The following is an 18,958-nucleotide window of genomic DNA, read 5'->3' as shown; positions in this document are numbered from 1 at the left end:
CGGGCGAGCGGGCGAGCGGGCTGGCGGGCTGCCAGACGGGCGGGCGGCGGATCGGCGCCCCTGCGGTCCGGCGGCGCGGCGACGCTGCGACGCGACCCGCCGCGGTACACGCCGCGCCGCCGTTCCGCCGCCCGCCCCGCCCACCCGCCTCCGCTCAGTCCTCGTGGCCCAGTTGGAGGTCGCGTTCGGTGCGGCCGCCGCCCGCGACCTGCAACACGGTGGCCACCGGCGGATATCCGGCAGCGATCACGGTGTACTCACCGGCTGACAGGTCCACGAAGCGGAACAGCCCGTCGGGCCCGGTCGTCGCGGTGTCGACCACGTTGCCGGCGGCGTCCAGGAGCGTGACCCGGGCGTCCTCGACCGAGCGCCCGCCGCCGGCCCGTACGGTGCCGCGCAGCACCGCACCGCCGGCGAGTTCGATGTCCTGGCGGGTCTCCCGGGACGCCTGGACGGTGACCGGAAGGGCAGCGGGGCGGTAGGCGGGGGCGCTGGAGGCGAGGGTGTACTCGCCGGCCACCAGCTCCCCGATGACATAGCCGCCCTCGCGCCCGCTACGGGTGGTCGCGACGACCTCGCCGCGTACGTCGGTGAGGGTGACCATCGCGTCGCGCACCGGCGTGCCGTCGGCGGTGGTGACGGTGCCGGCCAGCCGCCCGGCGCCGCCGAGCACCACGTCCAGCTCGACCGGCCGCTCGCCGACGGTGACGCTGACGGCCTGCGGCTGGTGCCCGCCCGCCGCCGCGATCAGGACGTACGAGCCGGCGCCCGGCGTGCTCATCGCGTACCGCCCGTCCTCGCCGGTGGCGCCGCGGCCGACCTGCCGGCCGGCCACGTCGATCAGGGTGAGCGCGGCGCGCGGGACGGTGGAGCCGTCGTGGTGCTGGACGGTGCCGCAGACCGGCACCCCCGCGTGACCGGCCGTCGCACGACCTCCCGAGCGGGCGTAACCACCGGACGGAGTACGGGAGTCGGCGGCGGAGTCGGCCGCGGAGCGGGCCTGCGGCACGGCGAGGGTTTCGGCCCCGTCGCCGTACGGCGGGTGCGGGGTCGGGGCGGTCTGCGGGGCATGGGAGGCGTGGGACACCAGCGGTTTCTCTTTCCGGAAGAAGGCGAGCACAAGACCCAGGACGAGCACCGGCACGAGGTACCAGAAGATCCCCGGCACGGCCTGCGCAACGGCGGCGGGAGGGCTGTCCCGCAGCGGCTCGGGCAGTGCGCGCACCAGCTGCGGGACGAGCGACCCGGGGGTGGACGGACGGTCCGACGGCGGCAGCCGGAGGCCGAGTTGGCGGGCCAGCCGGTCGGCGAAGAGGGCGAGGAAGAGGGCCGTACCCACGGTGCCGCCGAGTCGCCGGACGCCGTGGCCGGCGCCGGGCGGGCCACCCGGGCCCAAGCGGCGTACGGAGTTCCGCGCGGCACGCAGGAGCACCGGCAGGACACCGCCGAGGCCGAGCCCGACGACACCCGCCCAAAGGGCGTGGACCTCGGCGGTGTCCCGCACCCGCTCCGTCAACAGCCACGTCCCGGCCGCCACCAGCGCGCAGCCCAGGACGCAGAGGATCCTGGTGCGAGCCGTGCGACCGGTGCGGCCGAGCAGCCGGCCGGAGGCGGCGGACGCCAGGGCGATGCCCCCCAGCAGGGGCAGCATCAGCAGCCCGGACCGGGTGGCCGGGGTGCCGTCCGCCCTCCCCAGCAGGCCCGGCAGCAGACGCACCGCGCCGGACAGGGCGATGCCGACGGCGGCGCCCACCAGGCCCGTGAGGTGGAAGACCACGTCGCGGAAGAGCCGCGGCGGGAGCAGCGGCACGATGGCGAAGTACTCGACGACCAGGAACAGCAGGGCGGTGCCGAGCGCACCGGCGCCGAGGCTGAGGATGACCGTCGAGTCCCAGGCGTACGCGGTGCCGCCCCAACCGGCGATCAGGACCAGGCAGCTGGTGAGGGCGGCGAGCAGCAGCGCCCCCACGCGGTCCGGCCGGGGACGGACGGCGGGCCGGGGCAGCCTCAGGCCGACGGCGAGGAGCAGGAACGCCAGCGCACCGACGGGGACGTCGGCCCAGAAGCACCAGCGCCAGGAGGCGTGGTCGGCCAGGAGCCCGCCGAGCAGCGGCCCGGCCACGGCCGCGAGCCCGAGGACGGCCCCCGTCAGCCACCCGAAGCGACCCCGCGAGCGGGCCGGTACGACATCGGCGAGGACCGCCTGCACACCGATCAGCAGCCCGCCGCCGCCCGCGCCCTGGAGCGCCCGGAGGGCAACCAGTTCGTCCATGGTGCGCGACCAGCCGGCCAGCGCCGATCCGGCGGTGAAGAGGAAGATCGCGAGAAGGAGCGCCGGCTTGCGCCCGACGTGGTCGGCGAGCCTGCCGTGGAGCGGCAGGCCGAGGGCGGCGGCGAGGAGGTAGGAGGTCACCGGCCAGGACACCGCGCCCGGACCGTGCAGCTCGCCGGTGATCTCCGGCAGTGCGGGGGCGGCGACGGTCAGGCCGAGGGCCGCGAGCAGCGCGGCCAGCATCAGGCCGAGGACGACCGTGCGGAGGCGGCGGGGGCCGTGCGGAGCCGGCGCGCCGCCCCCGGGCCCGGCGGGCCGCTCCTCGGCGGCCGGAGCCGGTGTTGCGCCGGGTGCGGGCGGGCCGGTCAGCCCGGCCCGCGCGCTCAGGGTGGTCCCACCCACGTGCAGCTCCCCTCATCACGCCTGTTGTCGCCCAATTTCTCGCATTGGGCGACAACAGCGATCAAGCGGGGAAAATAGGGATCCGCAGGGCAGGAACCGACCTCAAGTGCGGTATTCCGCCCGCCCCTTGGGCTCCCATCAGGGCTTTCCGTCCGGCCGCGACCCGGCGGGCCGCACACCCGGCCTCACCGGAAACCACCCGAACCGGTGAGCGTGACGGGACGCACCCAGGGTGACGGAGGTGACGCCAACTCACTTCTCCGTCTTGGCGGCGAGGTTAGCGAGGATCGCGTCGTAGATCCGGCCGAGCCCCTTGGGCGCGAAGGTCCGCTCGAAGAAGCCGCCGATACCGCCGGCTCCCTGCCAGGTGGTAGTGACGACGACCCTGGCGCGCCCCTCGCCGGCCGGGGTGACGACCCAGGTGGTCACCATCGAGGAGTTGCGGTCCTTCTCCACGAGCTGACCGTCGACCGGTTCGTCGACCTCCAGCAGGCAGTCCCGCACCCGCTTGCTGGTCGCCTGGAGCTTCCAGTGGACGAGCGTCCCCTTGCCGTCGCCGCCCTCGCGGACCTCGTACTCGCTGAAGTGCTCGGGCAGCAGCTGCCGGCGCGTACCGGTGTAGTCGGCGAGTGCGTCGAACACCGCCTCCGGGTCTGCCGCGATCTCACGCTGCGTGGTGGCCTCGACCTGCCCCATGCGTCTTCCTCCAGTACTCGGCTGCCGGTGCTGCGGTGCGCCGCAGTCGGCTGCCGGTCCTGCGGTGCGCCGCCCAGCCAACCACCCCCGGTCGGCACGCCAAAATCCGGGGCCACACCCCAGAAGGGAACACCTGTTCTATTATGGCGCCGGGGGGCTCGGCAGCACGCAGAAGGAGGCCCGATGCGCTGGGACAACCTGGGCGAAAGCCCCTCCGCACTGTTCGGCACGGACGTCGTCAGCCGGACCGTCGACACCCCCGAATTCCGCGGGATCACCTTCCACGAGGTGCGGGCCCGCTCGATCGTCAACCGCGTACCGGGCGCCTCCCGGATGCCGTTCGAATGGACGGTGAACCCCTACCGCGGCTGCAGCCACGCCTGCGTCTACTGCTTCGCCCGCAAGACCCACAGCTACCTGGACCTGGACACCGGCCTGGGCTTCGACTCACAGATCGTGGTGAAGGTCAACGCGCCCGCGCTGCTGCGCCGGGAGCTGTCCGGCCACCGCTGGCACGGCGACCACATAGCGATGGGCACCAACGTCGACTGCTACCAGCGCGCCGAGGGCCGCTACCGACTGATGCCCGGCATCCTCACAGCCCTGCGCGACCACGCCAACCCGTTCTCGATCCTCACCAAGGGCACGCTGATCCTGCGCGATCTGGAACTGCTCCGGCAGGCCGCCGCGGTCACCGACATCGGCATCTCGGTCTCCGTCGGCTTCCTGGACCGCGAGCTGTGGCGCACCGTCGAGCCCGGCACGCCGGCCCCCGAGCGCCGGCTGGAGGTGGTGCGCACCCTCACCGCACACGGCATCCCCTGCGGCGTCCTGATGGCACCGGTGATCCCGTTCCTCGGCGACGCACCGGACCAGCTGCGGACCACGGTCCGTGCGCTCGCCCAGGCCGGCGCCGGCTCCGTCACGCCCCTGGTGCTCCATCTCCGGCCCGGCGCCCGGGAGTGGTTCATGGCCTGGCTGGGCCACCACCATCCGCACCTGGTGCGCCGCTACGAGACGATGTACGCGAACGGCGCCTACGCCCCCACGTGGTACCAGCGCCGCATCACCCGCCAGGTCCACGAACTCGCCGCGGAGTACGGCATCGGCCCGTCCCGCCCGGGCTCGTTCCGCCGCGTTCCGGAACGGACCCAAGAGCCGCAGTCGGCACCGGAGCCCCCGCCAGGACCGTCCCCGCACCCGGCCAGCGGGACGGCACCGACATCGGCATCGGCACCGACATCGACACCGGAGCGGCACTCCGCACCGCCCTCCCGGCGGACGGCCAACGCCGATACGGGCCCCACCCAGTTGACACTGCTCTGACCAGTTGACACTGCTCTGAGCGCCGCCCGGCACCTACTGCCCCGGCCCCGGGGAGGGGCTGCCGCGGCGGTCGCTCCCGGGCCGAAAGCCACACCCCGGACAGGTCAACCGGCCCGGCTGCCCACCTCACGTCCCCGGACCACCGGTCCGGCAAAACCCTTTGACAGGGCCCCTAGCCTCGCCGGCATGGACAGCTCCCCGCAGGAACCACAATTACAGCGCGGCCCCGTGCGGCTGCCGCGGACGCCCGTACGGATTCGGGAGATGACGCGGGACGATGTCGCGGCGGTCTCCGCGGTCCGGGTACGGGGCTGGCAGGCCGCCTATCGCGGGCTGATGCCCCAGGCGTACCTGGACGCGATGAGCGTCACGGCGGACGCCGAGCAGCGCCGGTCATGGTTCGGGCGCCGGTCGCCGGACGTGGTCGACCTGGTGGCGGAGTCGGCCGGTGAGGTGGTCGGCTGGGCCTGTGTCGGCCCGGCCCGGGACCCCGATCTCGCCCCGGACGCGGGGCAGTTGCCCGCACCCCGGCCGGACGCAGGTGAACTGCTCGCCCTGTATGTGACGCCCCGACTGATCGGGACGGGCGTCGGGCTCGCACTGCTGCTGGCCGCCACGGACCGGGCCCGGGCGCACGGTTACCACGCGCTGTACCTGTGGGTGGTCCGCGGCAACTCCCGTGCCCGTCGGTTCTACGAGCGCGCCGGCTTCATCCCGGACGGGGCGGAGGAGGCGTACGAGGTGGGCGGGAGCAGCGTGCCCGAGGTGCGCTACCGGCGCCCGCTGGGCCCGGAAACCCCCCGCCACCGAGCCCAGCCGCCTCCTGAGGCCCCGAACAGGTCCTGGCGGCCGTGCGCCACCTGCGGGTCGCCCTGGCCGCAGCACCCCTCGCCGTACTGTTCGACAGCGGCCGGACCGCCATGCACCGCACCCTGCTGAAGATCAGGATACGACTGGATACGACTGCCCCGTGAGTGATCTCCGTTGACTGGCTGGCCAGTTGGAGGGAGCTGCTGGGCCGTGCCGGGTCGCGGGAGATGATGCCGCTCATGACGTTCGCGATTACGCCCGCCATCCCCGCCGGGGCCCTCTCCGCTTCCGCCCAACCCTCCTTAACGTCACCAGGCGCTGAGGTGCTGCTGCGGCCTTGGGAGGCAGCTGACGCCCCCGTCCTGCAGCGCGCCTTTCAGGACCCGTCCATCCAGCGCTGGCACACGCACCACGTCACGTCCCGGGAGGAAGCCCGGGAGTGGATCACGGCCTCCCACCGGTCCTGGCAGCAAGAGCGGGCCGCTCAGTGGGCCGTCTCCCGGGCCGACGGCGGTGAGGTACTCGGCCGGATGGCCCTGCGCTGGATGAACCCCCTCCACGGCCTCGCCGAGTGTGCGTACTGGGTCCTGCCGCATGCCCGCGGCATCGGTCTCGCCCCGCGTGCCCTCGCCACATTGGCCACCTGGGCGCTGGACGAGGCCGGCTTCCACCGCCTGGAACTCGCGCACTCAGTCGCCAACGAAGCCTCCTGTCGTGTGGCCGCCAAAACCGGCTTCGCGCTGGAGGGCACCCGACGCGGCGCGCATCTGCAACTGGACGGCTGGCACGACATGCACCTGCACGCCCGGGTCCAGGGCGACGCCTGAGCTGCCACCCCGCGAGGGCGAAGGTGGTGCAGGCGGGCGATGCCGAGCATCGCTCCGCCCTCAGACGACAGGCCCCACGGCCTGCCCCGCCCGCCCCATCCGCACCCTCGCGACGCTGCGGGGCCACCAACCCGCCAGAGCACCCCTCGTTCAGCCCCCGGTGAACGGAACCGTCCAGGACGACTCGGACGCCGCGATCGCACGGCCACGCCAGGGGCAAGTACGGCCACGCCAGGATCATGTTGCGCGCGACCGGCGGAAATCGGCACGTACGGCGCCTCGATGCGACCGTTCCGCCACGGCCTGTCGCGGTGCCGTCTAGTGAACGCCGCTGCCCTCCCCCGCGCCCTCTCCCGCAGCACGCGCCCGGCCCTCTCCCCCGTCGCCTCCGCCTCCCCCGTCCCTCTTCCGTTCGCTCTCCCCCGGCGCCTCATGCACCCCCAGGCGCGCCAGGGAGGCCGCCGCGGCGGCGGCGAGCCGGGGGTGGGCGACGGCGGCGGTGAGGGTGGGGACGGCGCGCCGGTCGCCCAGGGCACCCAGGCCCTCGACACAGGCGAGCGCCACCCGCCAGTAGGGGTTGTGGGGGGTCAGCAGCCGGTCCAGGGTCGCGATCAGGGCCGGTACGGACTGCGGTGCGCGGAGTTCGGCGAGCAGCCGGACCGGGTGCAGCGCGTACGCGGTGCGCAGCGGGTTGGTGGCGAGGGCGGCCGCGGCGCGGGCGGTGCGCGGGTCGCCGAGCCGGCTGAGCGCGTGGGCGGCGGTGGCACAGCGCACCGGGTCCCGGTAGTTCAGCAGTAAGACCAGTGTCTCGAAGGCACGCTTGTCGCCGGCGCAGCCGAGGATGAAGGCGGCGATCTCCCGGGCCCACAGGGGACGCTCGACGGCGACCAGCATCCCGGCCAGTTCCTCCCGCCCGGCCGGGGTGTTCTTGCGGGCCAGCCCCAGGAGTCGCTCGTAGGCGACCAGATCCTGCGGGGAGCGGAGTTCGGCCCGCACCCGGTCCGTCAACTCGTGGAATTCCTCTTCCATTTGCCACTTCCCTCCCACCGGCTGTCCCGGCCCTGCGACGTGGCCCGCACCACAGCCTAATGACCCGGACTACCCCTGGCGCTTCGGTTACCCACCGGTTAACCTGCTGGCACGAGCAGTACCCCTGCTCGGGCGGCCTGGTGACGCAGCCGCCACAGAGTGAAGTCGGTTCGGCACAGCACGACATCAGTACGGAGAAGACGGTACGGCCCCGGGACAGGGCCCACCGCGTCTCCCGCACCGCAGGCGCTGTCCGCAGCGCTGCGCATTCGGCGGCCCATGGCCGCAGCTCCGCTACCGCACGTGCGCCTTGCCTCGCGCCTGCGGGGGCACCCCTCAGTCGTCACTTCTCCCCTGTTTCAGGGGAACACCCTCAGGAGTCTCGCGATGGGCCCTCACTCCACCGCTGATCTTTCCACCGAAGCCTCTCCACTGTCCCTCGCCACCGTGGCCGTCGTCGGTCTCGGCACCATGGGCACCGGCATCGCCGAGGTGCTGACCCGGGCCGGACGCGAGGTGATCGGCATCGACACCGACGAAGCCGCGGCCCGCCGCGCGGTCGCCGGTCTGGAGGCCGCCACCGCCCGCGCGGTGCAGCGCGAGCGGATCACCGAGCGGGAGCGCCAGGACGTCCTGGCCCGCTTCCGCACCTTCACCGACCTGCAGGCCGCCGCGGACGCCGACCTCGTCATCGAGGTGGTGCCCGAGGACTACGAGCTCAAGCGCCAGGTCCTCACCGCACTGGACGGCATCGTGCGCCCGGAAACGATCCTGGCCACCGGCACCAACGCGCTGTCCGTGACCCGTCTCGCGGCCGACTCGCAGCACCCCGAGCGGGTGTTGGGCGTCCACTTCTTCAACCCGGCGCCGGCCATGAAGCTGGTCGAGGTGGTCTCCTCGGTCCTCACCGCGCCCACCGCCGTCGCGGCCGTCACCACGCTCGCCCGCGAGCTGGGCAAGGACCCGATCGCGGTCGGCGACCGGCCCGGCTTCGTCGCCGACGGCCTGCTGTTCGGCTACCTCAACCAGGCCGCGGCGATGTACGAGGCCAAGTACGCCACCCGCGAGGACATCGACGCCGCCATGCGGCTCGGCTGTGGGCTGCCCATGGGCCCCCTGGCGCTGCTGGACCTGATCGGCGTGGACACCGCGCGTACGGTCCTGGAGGCGATGTACGCCGAGTCCCGGGACCGGCTGCACGCCCCCGCCCCGATCCTGGGCCAGCTGGCCGAGGCCGGGCTGACCGGCCGCAAGGCGGGCCGTGGCTTCTACACGTACGAGGCCCCCGGCAGCGCCACGGTCGTCCCGGACGCGGAGACTCCGGCGACCGGCGACGGTCCCGGTGCGGGCCGTACGGTCTCCCAGGTCGGCGTCGCCGGGTCCGGGACGATGGCCAGCGGCATCGCCGAGGTCTTCGCCAAGGCCGGCTACGCGGTCGTGCTGGCCGCCCGCAGCCTGGAGAAGGCGGAGAAGGCCAAGGCCAGGATCGCCAAGTCGCTGGGCCGCTCGGTGGACAAGGGCCGGCTGACCGCCGAGGCCCGGGACGCCGCGCTGGCGGCGATCACCCCGGCCGGGTCGCTGGACGCGTTCGCCGAGGTGGACCTCGCGGTCGAGGCGGTGGCGGAGGACCTGGCGGTCAAGCAGGAGCTGTTCGGCACGCTGGACAAGGTCTGCAAGCCGGGCGCGGTGCTGGCCACCACGACCTCCTCGCTGCCCGTCGTCGCCTGCGCCCGCGCCACCTCGCGCCCGCAGGACGTCATCGGCATGCACTTCTTCAACCCGGCGCCCGCGATGAAGCTGGTCGAGATCGTGCGGACGGTGCTGACGGCCGACGACGTGCACGCCACGGTGCGAGAGGTCTGCGCCACGGTCCGCAAGCACCCGGTGGACTGCGGTGACCGCGCCGGATTCATCGTGAACGCGCTGCTGTTCCCGTACCTGAACAACGCGATCAAGATGGTCGAGGAGCACTACGCGTCCCTGGACGACATCGACGCCGCGATGCGGCTCGGCGGCGGCTACCCGATGGGTCCGTTCGAACTCCTCGACGTGGTCGGCCTGGACGTCTCCCTGGCCATCGAGAAGGTGCTGCACGCGGAGTTCCGCGACCCCGGGCTGGCCCCGTCGCCGCTGCTGGAGCACCTCGTCGCCGCGGGCTGCCTCGGCCGCAAGACCGGCCGCGGCTTCCGTGAGTACGCCCGGCGCTGACCCGTGGCGGCGCCCCCGCCCGGCGGGGGGAGGCTGGGGTGGACTGCTGGAACCGACCGGCGGTCCACCCCAGCCGGCAGGGGCGGAGGTGGCACCTCATGCCGCAGGTCGCGTAAATATGCAGTACCGTCCCCACATGTCCCAGCCCGCTCGCACCCAGCCCACAGACCCCGACGCCGGCACGCCCGGCACGCGCCGCGCGGCCGCACAACGGCTCAAAATGCGCCGCGAATTGTCGTCGGCGGCCATGGAGCTGTTCGCGACCAAGGGCTACGAGGCCACCACGGTCGATGAGATCGCGGCCGCCGCGGGCGTCGCCCGGCGCACCTTCTTCCGCCACTTCCGCTCCAAGGAAGAGGCGATCTTCCCCGACCACGACGACACCCTGGTGCGCGCCGAGGCCGTCCTGGACGCCGCGCCGCCGCACGAGAACCCGCTCGACACGGTCTGCCGCGGCATCAAGGAGGTCATGCGGATGTACGCGGCCTCCCCCGCGGTCTCGGTGGCCCGTTACCGCCTGACCCGCGAGGTGCCCACCCTGCGCGAGGCCGAGATCGCCTCGGTGGCCCGTTACGAGCGGCTGTTCACCCGGTACCTCCTGGGCCACTTCGACGAGGGCGCGCACCGCGAAGGCGACGACGACCCGCTGCTCGCCGAGGTCGCCGCGTCCGCCGTGGTCACCGCGCACAACCACGTCCTGCGCCGCTGGCTGCGGGCCGGCGCCGAGGGCGATGTCGAGGCACAGCTGGACCACGCCTTCGAGATCGTCCGGGAGACCTTCGGCGCCGGCATCGGCGCGGGCCGCACCGAGGCCGGCGGGCAGCCCCCGGCCTCGGTCTCGCGGGAGGGCGAGGTACTGGTCGCGGTGGCCCGTACGGACGCCCCGCTCGACGAGGTGATGCGGACGATCCGCAAGGCGATCAAGGAACGGAAGTAGCGGCCGGACGTTCCGCCTTCGCCCCGTCGCGCCCCGGACCCCCCGGGCACGACCGGGCCACGACCCGAATGGCCTAGTCCCGCCGGTGCGCACGCTGCGCACCGGCGGGACTTCTTTGCGTGACGATCAGGCCCCCGATCGGGGCCTCTGTTGCTCATGCGTGCCGCCTGAATGACATCTGAGAGAAATTCTTGGCACTCAGTGTCTTGTCGACTGGCACGCGGTGTCATACGTTGAGGGTGTCCGGGCGGCCGGCGTGCAGAGGACCTACGTGCGCCGGCTGTCCCACCAGTCGTACGTGACTGTCCGCCCGGATGCCTGCGTCACAGGCAACACCCAGCTGCCACTGGGTTTCGCGCACACCAGCGCTGCCACGGCACCGCGGCCGACGGCTCTGCGACCCCGCAGAGGCGCCGGAGCGGTGCCACCCCGGCCGAACCGACGGCACCACCCCCAGCACCACCCCTGACGTTCCCCCCAAGCCGTTCCCTCAACGGTTCCCCGAGCTCTCCACTTCGGTCGAGCAGGGGAGGCCCCAACCGCCGGAGGCACCCCGTGAACGAAATCCTGGACGCAATCCTCGCGCCCGACACCACCAGCGCCGACTTCGCCGGCCTGACCATCCCCGAGTCCTACCGCGCGGTGACCGTGCACAAGGACGAGGTCGAGATGTTCGCCGGCCTCGAGACCAAGGAGAAGGACCCGCGCAAGTCGCTGCACGTCGACGAGGTGCCGGTGCCCGAACTGGGCCCCGGCGAGGCGCTGGTGGCCGTGATGGCCTCCTCGGTGAACTACAACTCCGTGTGGACCTCGATCTTCGAGCCGATGTCGACATTCGGGTTCCTGGAGCGCTACGGAAAGCTCTCCCCGCTCACCAAGCGGCACGACCTGCCGTACCACGTCATCGGCTCCGACCTGGCCGGCGTGGTGCTGCGCACCGGCCCCGGCGTCAACGCCTGGGGCCCCGGTGACGAGGTCGTCGCGCACTGCCTCTCCGTCGAGCTGGAGTCCTCCGACGGCCACAACGACACCATGCTCGACCCCGAGCAGCGCATCTGGGGCTTCGAGACCAACTTCGGCGGCCTGGCCGAGATCGCGCTGGTCAAGTCCAACCAGCTGATGCCCAAGCCCAAGCACCTGAGCTGGGAGGAGGCGGCGTCGCCCGGTCTGGTCAACTCGACCGCCTACCGCCAGCTCGTCTCGCAGAACGGCGCGGCGATGAAGCAGGGCGACAACGTCCTGATCTGGGGCGCCAGCGGCGGACTCGGCTCGTACGCCACCCAGTTCGCGCTGGCCGGCGGCGCCAACCCGATCTGTGTCGTCTCCTCCGCCCAAAAGGCGGAGATCTGCCGGAAGATGGGCGCCGAGGCGATCATCGACCGCAACGCCGAGGGCTACAAGTTCTGGAAGGACGAGAGCACTCAGGACCCGAAGGAGTGGAAGCGCTTCGGCAAGCGCATCCGCGAACTCACCGGCGGTGAGGACATCGACATCGTCTTCGAGCACCCCGGCCGCGAGACCTTCGGCGCGAGCGTCTTCGTCACCCGCAAGGGCGGCACCATCACCACCTGTGCCTCGACCTCGGGCTACATGCACGAGTACGACAACCGCTACCTGTGGATGTCGCTGAAGCGGATCGTCGGCTCGCACTTCGCCAACTACCGCGAGGCGTGGGAGGCCAATCGCCTGATCGCCAAGGGCAAGATCCACCCGACGCTGTCGAAGACCTACACCCTGGAGGAGACCGGGCAGGCGGCGTACGACGTGCACCGCAACCTGCACCAGGGCAAGGTCGGCGTGCTGGCACTGGCCCCCGAAGAGGGTATGGGTGTGCGTGACGAGGAAATGCGCGCCCAGCACCTCGACGCCATCAACCGGTTCAGGAACATCTGAACCCCGAGGATTCGGGCTTGATATGACAGAGCGTCAGAAGGATCGTCCGTGGCTGATGCGGACCTACGCCGGCCACTCCACCGCCGAGGCGTCCAATGAGCTGTACCGGCGCAACCTCGCCAAGGGCCAGACCGGCCTGTCGGTCGCGTTCGACCTCCCGACGCAGACCGGCTACGACCCCGACCACGTCCTCGCCCGCGGCGAGGTGGGCCGGGTCGGGGTCCCGGTGTCCCACCTGGGTGACATGCGACGGCTGTTCCAGGACATCCCCCTGGACCAGATGAACACCTCGATGACCATCAACGCGACGGCCATGTGGCTGCTGGCGCTGTACCAGGTGGTCGCCGAGGAGCAGGGCGCCGACATCACCAAGCTGTCCGGCACCACCCAGAACGACATCGTCAAGGAGTACCTCTCGCGCGGGACGCACGTCTTCCCGCCGGGGCCCTCCCTGCGGCTGACCACCGACATGATCACGTACACGGTGGCGCAGATCCCCAAGTGGAACCCGATCAACATCTGCAGCTACCACCTGCAGGAGGCCGGGGCCACGCCGGTGCAGGAGATCGCCTATGCGATGTCCACCGCCATCGCGGTGCTGGACGCGGTGCGGGACTCCGGCCAGGTGCCGTCGGAGAAGTTCGGCGACGTCGTGGCCCGGATCTCGTTCTTCGTGAACGCCGGCGTCCGGTTCGTCGAGGAGATGTGCAAGATGCGCGCCTTCGGCCGCATCTGGGACCGCATCACCCGCGAGCGCTATGGCATCGAGAACCCCAAGCAGCGCCGCTTCCGCTACGGCGTCCAGGTCAACTCCCTCGGGCTGACCGAGGCGCAGCCGGAGAACAACGTCCAGCGGATCGTGCTGGAGATGCTGGCCGTCACCCTCTCCAAGGACGCCCGGGCCCGCGCGGTCCAGCTCCCGGCGTGGAACGAGGCGCTGGGCCTGCCGCGGCCCTGGGACCAGCAGTGGTCCCTGCGCATCCAGCAGGTCCTCGCCCACGAGAGCGACCTGCTGGAGTACGAGGACATCTTCGCCGGTTCGCACGTCATCGAGGCCAAGGTCGACGCCCTGGTCGAGGACTGCTTCGCGGAGATCGAGCGGATCCAGGAGATGGGCGGCGCGATGGCCGCGGTGGAGTCCGGCTACCTCAAGTCGCAGCTGGTCTCCGCGCACGCCGAGCGGCGGGCCCGGATCGAGGCCGGCGAGGAGAAGATCGTCGGCGTCAACTGCTTCGAGGGCACCGAGCCCAACCCGCTCACCGCCGACCTGGACACGGCCATCATGACCGTCGACCCGGCCAACGAGGCGCGGGTGGTGCAGGCGCTGCACGAGTGGCGGGACAACCGCGACGAGGTGCGGGCACAGGAGGCGCTGTCGGCGCTGAAGAAGACCGCGGCCGGCGACGGCAACCTCTTCGCGGCCACCCTGGAGTGCGCCCGCGCCGGCGTGACGACCGGCGAGTGGGCCTGGGCCCTGCGGGACGTCTTCGGCGAGTTCCGGGCGCCCACCGGCGTCTCCAGCGCCCCGCTGGCGGTCGCCGCCGAGGAGGGCAGCCCGCTCGCGGCGGTCCGCGAGAAGGTCGCCAAGACGGCCGCCGAGCTGGGCAGCGGCAAGCTGCGGCTGCTGGTCGGCAAGCCGGGCCTGGACGGGCACAGCAACGGCGCCGAGCAGATCGCGGTCCGCGCCCGGGACGCCGGCTTCGAGGTGATCTACCAGGGCATCCGGCTCACCCCGGAGCAGATCGTCTCGGCGGCGGTCGCCGAGGACGTGCACTGCGTGGGCCTGTCGATCCTGTCCGGCTCGCACGCCGAGCTGGTGCCGGACGTGCTGGCCCGGCTGCGCCGCACCGGTGTCGACGACATGCCCGTCATCGTCGGCGGAATCATTCCGTCCGCCGATGCGGCCGCGCTCCGGGAGGCCGGAGTGGCGGCCGTGTTCACCCCCAAGGACTTCGGCATCACGGAGATCATCGGCCGTATCGTCGACGAGATCCGGAAGGCCAACCAGCTCGACCCCCTGGAGGTCCCCGCATGACCCAGGCGAACCGCCCGCCGGGCGGCCGGCCGCGGCGCTCCTGTCTCGCGGTGCCCGGCAGCAACCCCCGCTTCCTGGAGAAGGCCCAGGGCCTCCCCGCGGACCAGGTGTTCCTGGACCTGGAGGACGCCTGTGCCCCGCTCGCCAAGGAGGGCGCCCGGCACACCATCGTCGACGCGCTGAACAAGGGCGACTGGACCGGCAAGACACGGGTCGTACGGGTCAACGACTGGACCACGCACTGGACGTACCGGGACGTCATCACGGTCGTCGAGGGCGCGGGGCAGAACCTCGACTGCATCATGCTGCCGAAGGTCCAGGACGCTCAGCAGATCGTGGCGCTGGACCTGCTGCTGACGCAGATCGAGAAGACCATGGGCTTCGAGGTCGGCCGGATCGGCATCGAGGCGCAGATCGAGAACGCCAAGGGCCTGGTCAACGTCGACGCCATCGCCGGCGCCTCACCGCGCCTGGAGACCATCATCTTCGGCCCCGCCGACTTCATGGCGTCGATCAACATGAAGTCCCTGGTGGTCGGCGAGCAGCCGCCGGGCTATGGCGCGGATGCCTACCACTACATCCTGATGCGCATTCTGATGGCGGCTCGCACCTACGATTTGCAGGCCATCGACGGCCCGTACCTTCAGATCAAGAACATCGAGGGGTACCGGGAGGTGGCCGGCCGCGCCGCCGCGCTGGGCTTCGACGGCAAGTGGGTGCTGCACCCGGGTCAGGTCGAGGCCGCCAATGAGGTGTTCTCGCCCTCCCAGGAGGACTACGACCACGCCGAGCTGATCCTGGACGCCTACGAGTGGCACACCTCGGAGGCGGGCGGCAAAAAGGGTTCGGCGATGCTCGGGGACGAGATGATCGACGAGGCGAGCCGGAAAATGGCCCTCGTCGTCGCCGGCAAGGGCCGGGCCGCAGGCATGATCCGTACATCCACGTTCGAGGCCCCGGAGGCTTAAGCACCATGCAGTTCGGCCGTACCTACGAAGAGTTCACCGTCGGCGATGTGTACAAGCACTGGCCGGGGAAGACCGTCACCGAGTACGACGACCACCTCTTCTGCCTGCTCACGATGAACCACCACCCGCTGCACATGGACAGCAACTACGCGGAGCAGACCACCGACTTCGGGAAGAACGTCGTGGTCGGCAACTACATCTACTCGCTGCTGCTGGGCATGTCGGTGCCGGACGTCTCCGGGAAGGCCATCGCCAATCTGGAGATCGAGTCGCTGAAGCACGTGGCGCCGACCTTCCACGGCGACACGCTCTACGGCGAGACCACCGTGCTCGACAAGACGCCGTCGAAGTCGAAGTCGGACCGCGGCATCGTGTACGTCGAGACCAAGGGCTACAAGCAGGACGGCACCCTGGTCTGCGTCTTCCGCCGCAAGGTCATGGTCCCCACGGCCGCCTACATCAAGGAGCGCGGCGGCGAGCAGCCCGGCCGCCCGGAGCTCAAGGCCCCCGCGGCCAAGAAGGAGAAGTGACCGCCATGACCCGTCTTGCGCAGACCGAGGGCCTGACCGACATCCAGCGGGAGATCCTCTCGACCGTCCGCGACTTCGTGGACAAGGAGATCCTTCCGGTCGCCACGGAGCTGGAGCACCGCGACGAGTACCCGACGCAGATCGTCGAGGGCCTGAAGGAACTCGGTGTGTTCGGGCTGATGATCCCCGAGGAGTACGGCGGGCTGGGCGAGTCGCTGCTCACCTACGCGCTGACCGTGGAGGAGATCGCCCGCGGCTGGATGAGCGTCTCGGGCATCATCAACACGCACTTCATCGTGGCGTACATGCTCAAGCAGCACGGCACGCAGGAGCAGAAGGACTACTTCCTGCCGAAGATGGCGGCCGGTGAGATCCGGGGCGCCTTCTCGATGTCGGAGCCGGCGCTGGGCTCGGACGTCTCGGCGATCTCGTCCAAGGGCGTGCGGGACGGCGACGAGTACGTCCTCAACGGCCAGAAGATGTGGCTCACCAACGGCGGCTCCTCCACGCTCGTGGCGGTGCTCTGCCGTACGGACGAGGGCCACCCGGAGGGCACCGCTCCGCACAAGTCGATGACGACCTTCCTCGTGGAGAAGGAGGCCGGCTTCGGTGAGGTGCGACCGGGCCTCACCATTCCGGGCAAGATCGACAAGATGGGCTACAAGGGCGTCGACACCACCGAGCTGATCATGGACGGGCTGCGAATCCCGGCCGATCGGGTGCTCGGCGGCCAGACCGGACGTGGCTTCTATCACATGATGGACGGCGTCGAGGTCGGCCGGGTGAATGTGGCGGCGCGTGGCTGCGGCGTCGCCCAGCGCGCTTTCGAGCTGGGAGTTTCCTACGCGCAGCAGCGACACACCTTCGGCAAGCCGATCGCCCAGCATCAGGCCATCCAGTTCAAACTGGCCGAAATGGCAACAAAGGTCGAAGCCGCCCATGCAATGATGGTCAATGCTGCTCGCAAAAAGGACTCCGGCCAGCGAAACGACCTCGAAGCGGGCATGGCGAAGTACCTGGCCTCCGAGTACTGCAAGGAGGTGGTGGAAGACGCCTTCCGCATCCACGGCGGCTACGGCTTCTCCAAGGAGTACGAGATCGAGCGCCTCTACCGCGAGGCTCCGATGCTCCTGATCGGCGAAGGTACCGCCGAGATCCAGAAAATGATCATTGGGCGACGGCTACTGGAGGAGTACCGAATCCAGGCGTGAAAGTCCCGTTTGGGGCGCTTTGGTCTAGACAAAGATCACACCCCGTCATTGTTCTTCGGCCATGGATTGGCTCTGGCTCTTGGCCAGTTGCCGCTCACAACCGATAGCATCCCGGGAAAGCCGCCGTCCCCCGTATCCCTACGCGGCCCCCTCCGCTACGAAGGTCATTCATGCCCCACAGCCAATCCTCTGCACCTCGCGGTCGTGTCCGCCTCGCGCGCGGAGCGTCGCCGTGGCTCCTGCCGACCGTTGCCACGGCAGCGGTCAGCCTCGCCCGGTCCCGCCGGTCGGGGCGCTGGGCCGCCGTTGCCGTGCCCACCACCGCTCTGGCGGCGGGCATGCTGTGGTTCTTCCGCGACCCCGAGCGGGAGATCGCCCAGGGTCGCGTCATCTCCCCGGCCGACGGCGTGGTGCAGAGCATCATGCCGTGGAAGGACGGGCGCACCCGCGTCGCGATCTTCATGAGCCCGCTGAACGTCCATGTCAACCGTGCGCCGCTGGCCGGCACGGTGACGTCCGTGGAGCACATCCCCGGCGGATTCGTTCCGGCGTTCAACAAGGAGAGCGAGAACAACGAGCGGGTCGTCTGGCACTTCGACACCGAGCTCGGCGACATCGAGATGGTGCAGATCGCCGGCGCAGTGGCCCGCCGCATCGTCCCCTACGTGCCCGAGGGCACCAAGGTGGAGCAGGGCGAGCGGATCGGCCTGATCCGCTTCGGCTCGCGCGTCGACGTCTACCTCCCGGAGGGCGTCGAGGTGGCGGTCGAGGTCGGCCAGGCGACCACCGCGGGGGTGACTCGACTTGACCGTGATTGATCCCGAGACACAGGCGGGCTGGGCGCCCGAGACCGACGAGGACGACGATGACATGCCGCTGTCCACGCGGCTGTCGATAGCGGACACCCTTACCCTCGGCAACGCCATCTGCGGCTTCATGGCCGTGTACTTCACCACCACGGGCGTGCTGATCCCGCACCTCACGGGGACCGAGGACGGCGGGATGGCCCGGCACAGCGCGGCCATGGCCGTGATCCTGATGCTGTTCGCCTCGGTGTTCGACCTCTTCGACGGGCTGGTGGCGCGCAAGCTGCGGGCCTCGGCGATGGGGGCCGAGCTGGACAACCTCTCCGACCTGATCAGCTTCGGACTGGCACCGGCGTACTTCGTCGTGACCTGGGGCATGGTCGCCCAGGACGCCCACCAGCGGGTGTCGGTGGTCGCGGCGGTGGTGGTGCTGCTGGCGGTGGTGCTGCGGCTGGCGCGGTTCTCCTGCATCCCGATGCGCGACGGCATCTTCCAGGGCATGCCGAGCCCCTTCGGCGCCCTGACCGTCGTCGCCATCGTCCTGCTGGAGCTGCCGTTCCTGCCGACGCTGCTGGCGATCCTCGGGGTGGCCTGGCTGATGGTGAGCCGGGTCGAGTACCCCAAGCCGCAGGGCCGGCTCGCGGTGGCGATGCTCAGCTGGATCGTGCTCAGCATGGGCATGCTCGCGGCCTGGGCGCTGGACGCCCCCGGCGGCCAGCTGCTGCTGCAGACCGGCTGCTCGCTGCAGGTGGTCCTGGGCGCGATGATCCCGCTGTTCGCGACGGCCCGGAGGGTGAACACCTTCCGCGACAACCGCCGCGAGTCCCGCGCCGAGGCGCGCGCCGCACAGCTCCGCTAGCGGGACACGGAGCACCGCGGCAGCACGCCGTACCACGTCAGGAGCCCCGGGCGAATTCCTCGCCCGGGGCTCTTGCGTTGCCGCCCGCGGGGCTCCCGCGTCACGGTCCGCGGGGCTCTCGCGTCGCGGTCCGCGAGGCTCTCGCGTCA

14 protein-coding genes and 1 pseudogene are annotated in these 18,958 nt (G+C 71.2%); 12 read left to right on the top strand and 3 right to left on the bottom strand.

What is annotated here, in order from left to right; all coding sequences use genetic code 11:
- Window positions 1-154: 154 nt before the first annotated feature.
- Both AB0G84_RS20375 and AB0G84_RS20370 read right to left on the bottom strand, forming a co-directional pair.
- Window positions 155-2,515 (bottom strand): MFS transporter, encoded by a 2,361-nt coding sequence (locus AB0G84_RS20375; RefSeq protein ID WP_361322555.1) that lies wholly within the window; start codon window positions 2,513-2,515, stop codon window positions 155-157.
- Between the two features lie 411 nt (window positions 2,516-2,926).
- Entirely contained in the window at window positions 2,927-3,370 is a 444-nt protein-coding gene (locus tag AB0G84_RS20370) for an SRPBCC family protein (protein WP_361322264.1), read from the bottom strand.
- 183 nt (window positions 3,371-3,553) lie between these two features.
- On the opposite strand from AB0G84_RS20370, the gene AB0G84_RS20365 reads away from it, so the two are divergent.
- The 3 genes and pseudogenes from AB0G84_RS20365 to AB0G84_RS20355 all read left to right on the top strand — a co-directional run bounded on the left by AB0G84_RS20365 (window position 3,554) and on the right by AB0G84_RS20355 (window position 6,333).
- On the top strand, window positions 3,554-4,696 hold the full coding sequence (locus AB0G84_RS20365; protein WP_361322261.1) for an Rv2578c family radical SAM protein: 1,143 nt from the start codon (window positions 3,554-3,556) through the stop codon (window positions 4,694-4,696).
- Between the two features lie 186 nt (window positions 4,697-4,882).
- Window positions 4,883-5,425: pseudogene (locus AB0G84_RS20360) on the top strand (GNAT family N-acetyltransferase); the annotation flags it as partial.
- A gap of 320 nt (window positions 5,426-5,745) precedes the next feature.
- A complete protein-coding gene (locus AB0G84_RS20355) occupies window positions 5,746-6,333 on the top strand; it encodes a GNAT family N-acetyltransferase (RefSeq protein WP_361322257.1) in 588 nt (195 codons plus the stop codon).
- A 318-nt stretch (window positions 6,334-6,651) separates the two neighbouring features.
- On the opposite strand, the gene AB0G84_RS20350 is transcribed toward AB0G84_RS20355, so the two are convergent.
- Complete coding sequence (locus AB0G84_RS20350; RefSeq protein ID WP_361322254.1) at window positions 6,652-7,362, bottom strand: HEAT repeat domain-containing protein; 711 nt, start codon at window positions 7,360-7,362, stop codon at window positions 6,652-6,654.
- Window positions 7,363-7,749: 387 nt separating this feature from the next.
- Here AB0G84_RS20350 and AB0G84_RS20345 point away from each other — a divergent pair, with 387 nt between their 5' ends.
- The 9 genes from AB0G84_RS20345 to pssA all read left to right on the top strand — a co-directional run bounded on the left by AB0G84_RS20345 (window position 7,750) and on the right by pssA (window position 18,809).
- Window positions 7,750-9,570, top strand: a complete 1,821-nt coding sequence (locus AB0G84_RS20345; RefSeq protein WP_361322251.1) for a 3-hydroxybutyryl-CoA dehydrogenase — start codon at window positions 7,750-7,752, stop codon at window positions 9,568-9,570.
- Between the two features lie 136 nt (window positions 9,571-9,706).
- On the top strand, window positions 9,707-10,507 hold the full coding sequence (locus tag AB0G84_RS20340) for a TetR family transcriptional regulator (protein ID WP_361322248.1): 801 nt from the start codon (window positions 9,707-9,709) through the stop codon (window positions 10,505-10,507).
- A 555-nt stretch (window positions 10,508-11,062) separates the two neighbouring features.
- The gene (gene ccrA / locus AB0G84_RS20335; protein ID WP_361322245.1) at window positions 11,063-12,400 is read left to right on the top strand and encodes a crotonyl-CoA carboxylase/reductase; all 1,338 of its coding nucleotides are present in this window, start codon (window positions 11,063-11,065) and stop codon (window positions 12,398-12,400) included.
- A gap of 22 nt (window positions 12,401-12,422) precedes the next feature.
- Window positions 12,423-14,435, top strand: a complete 2,013-nt coding sequence (locus tag AB0G84_RS20330) for a protein meaA (protein ID WP_361322242.1) — start codon at window positions 12,423-12,425, stop codon at window positions 14,433-14,435.
- Window positions 14,432-15,403: a CoA ester lyase gene (locus tag AB0G84_RS20325; protein ID WP_361322239.1), complete on the top strand. Its 972-nt coding sequence runs from the start codon at window positions 14,432-14,434 to the stop codon at window positions 15,401-15,403. The genes AB0G84_RS20330 and AB0G84_RS20325 overlap by 4 nt, the downstream gene beginning before the upstream one ends.
- Before the next feature lie 5 nt (window positions 15,404-15,408).
- Window positions 15,409-15,933 (top strand): MaoC family dehydratase, encoded by a 525-nt coding sequence (locus AB0G84_RS20320; protein WP_361322236.1) that lies wholly within the window; start codon window positions 15,409-15,411, stop codon window positions 15,931-15,933.
- A gap of 5 nt (window positions 15,934-15,938) precedes the next feature.
- Window positions 15,939-17,144 carry an acyl-CoA dehydrogenase family protein gene (locus AB0G84_RS20315; protein ID WP_361322233.1) on the top strand — a complete coding sequence of 402 codons (1,206 nt, stop codon included), beginning with the start codon at window positions 15,939-15,941 and terminating at the stop codon, window positions 17,142-17,144.
- Window positions 17,145-17,314: 170 nt separating this feature from the next.
- The gene (locus tag AB0G84_RS20310) at window positions 17,315-17,962 is read left to right on the top strand and encodes a phosphatidylserine decarboxylase (protein WP_066930416.1); all 648 of its coding nucleotides are present in this window, start codon (window positions 17,315-17,317) and stop codon (window positions 17,960-17,962) included.
- Entirely contained in the window at window positions 17,949-18,809 is an 861-nt protein-coding gene (pssA, locus tag AB0G84_RS20305) for a CDP-diacylglycerol--serine O-phosphatidyltransferase (RefSeq protein ID WP_361322229.1), read from the top strand. The genes AB0G84_RS20310 and pssA overlap by 14 nt, the downstream gene beginning before the upstream one ends.
- The last annotated feature ends 149 nt before the right edge of the window (window positions 18,810-18,958 follow it).

This window comes from Streptomyces sp. NPDC020742, from assembly GCF_040641675.1.
Lineage (GTDB): Bacteria > Actinomycetota > Actinomycetes > Streptomycetales > Streptomycetaceae > Streptomyces.
This window is presented reverse-complemented; position numbering and strand designations above follow the sequence as displayed.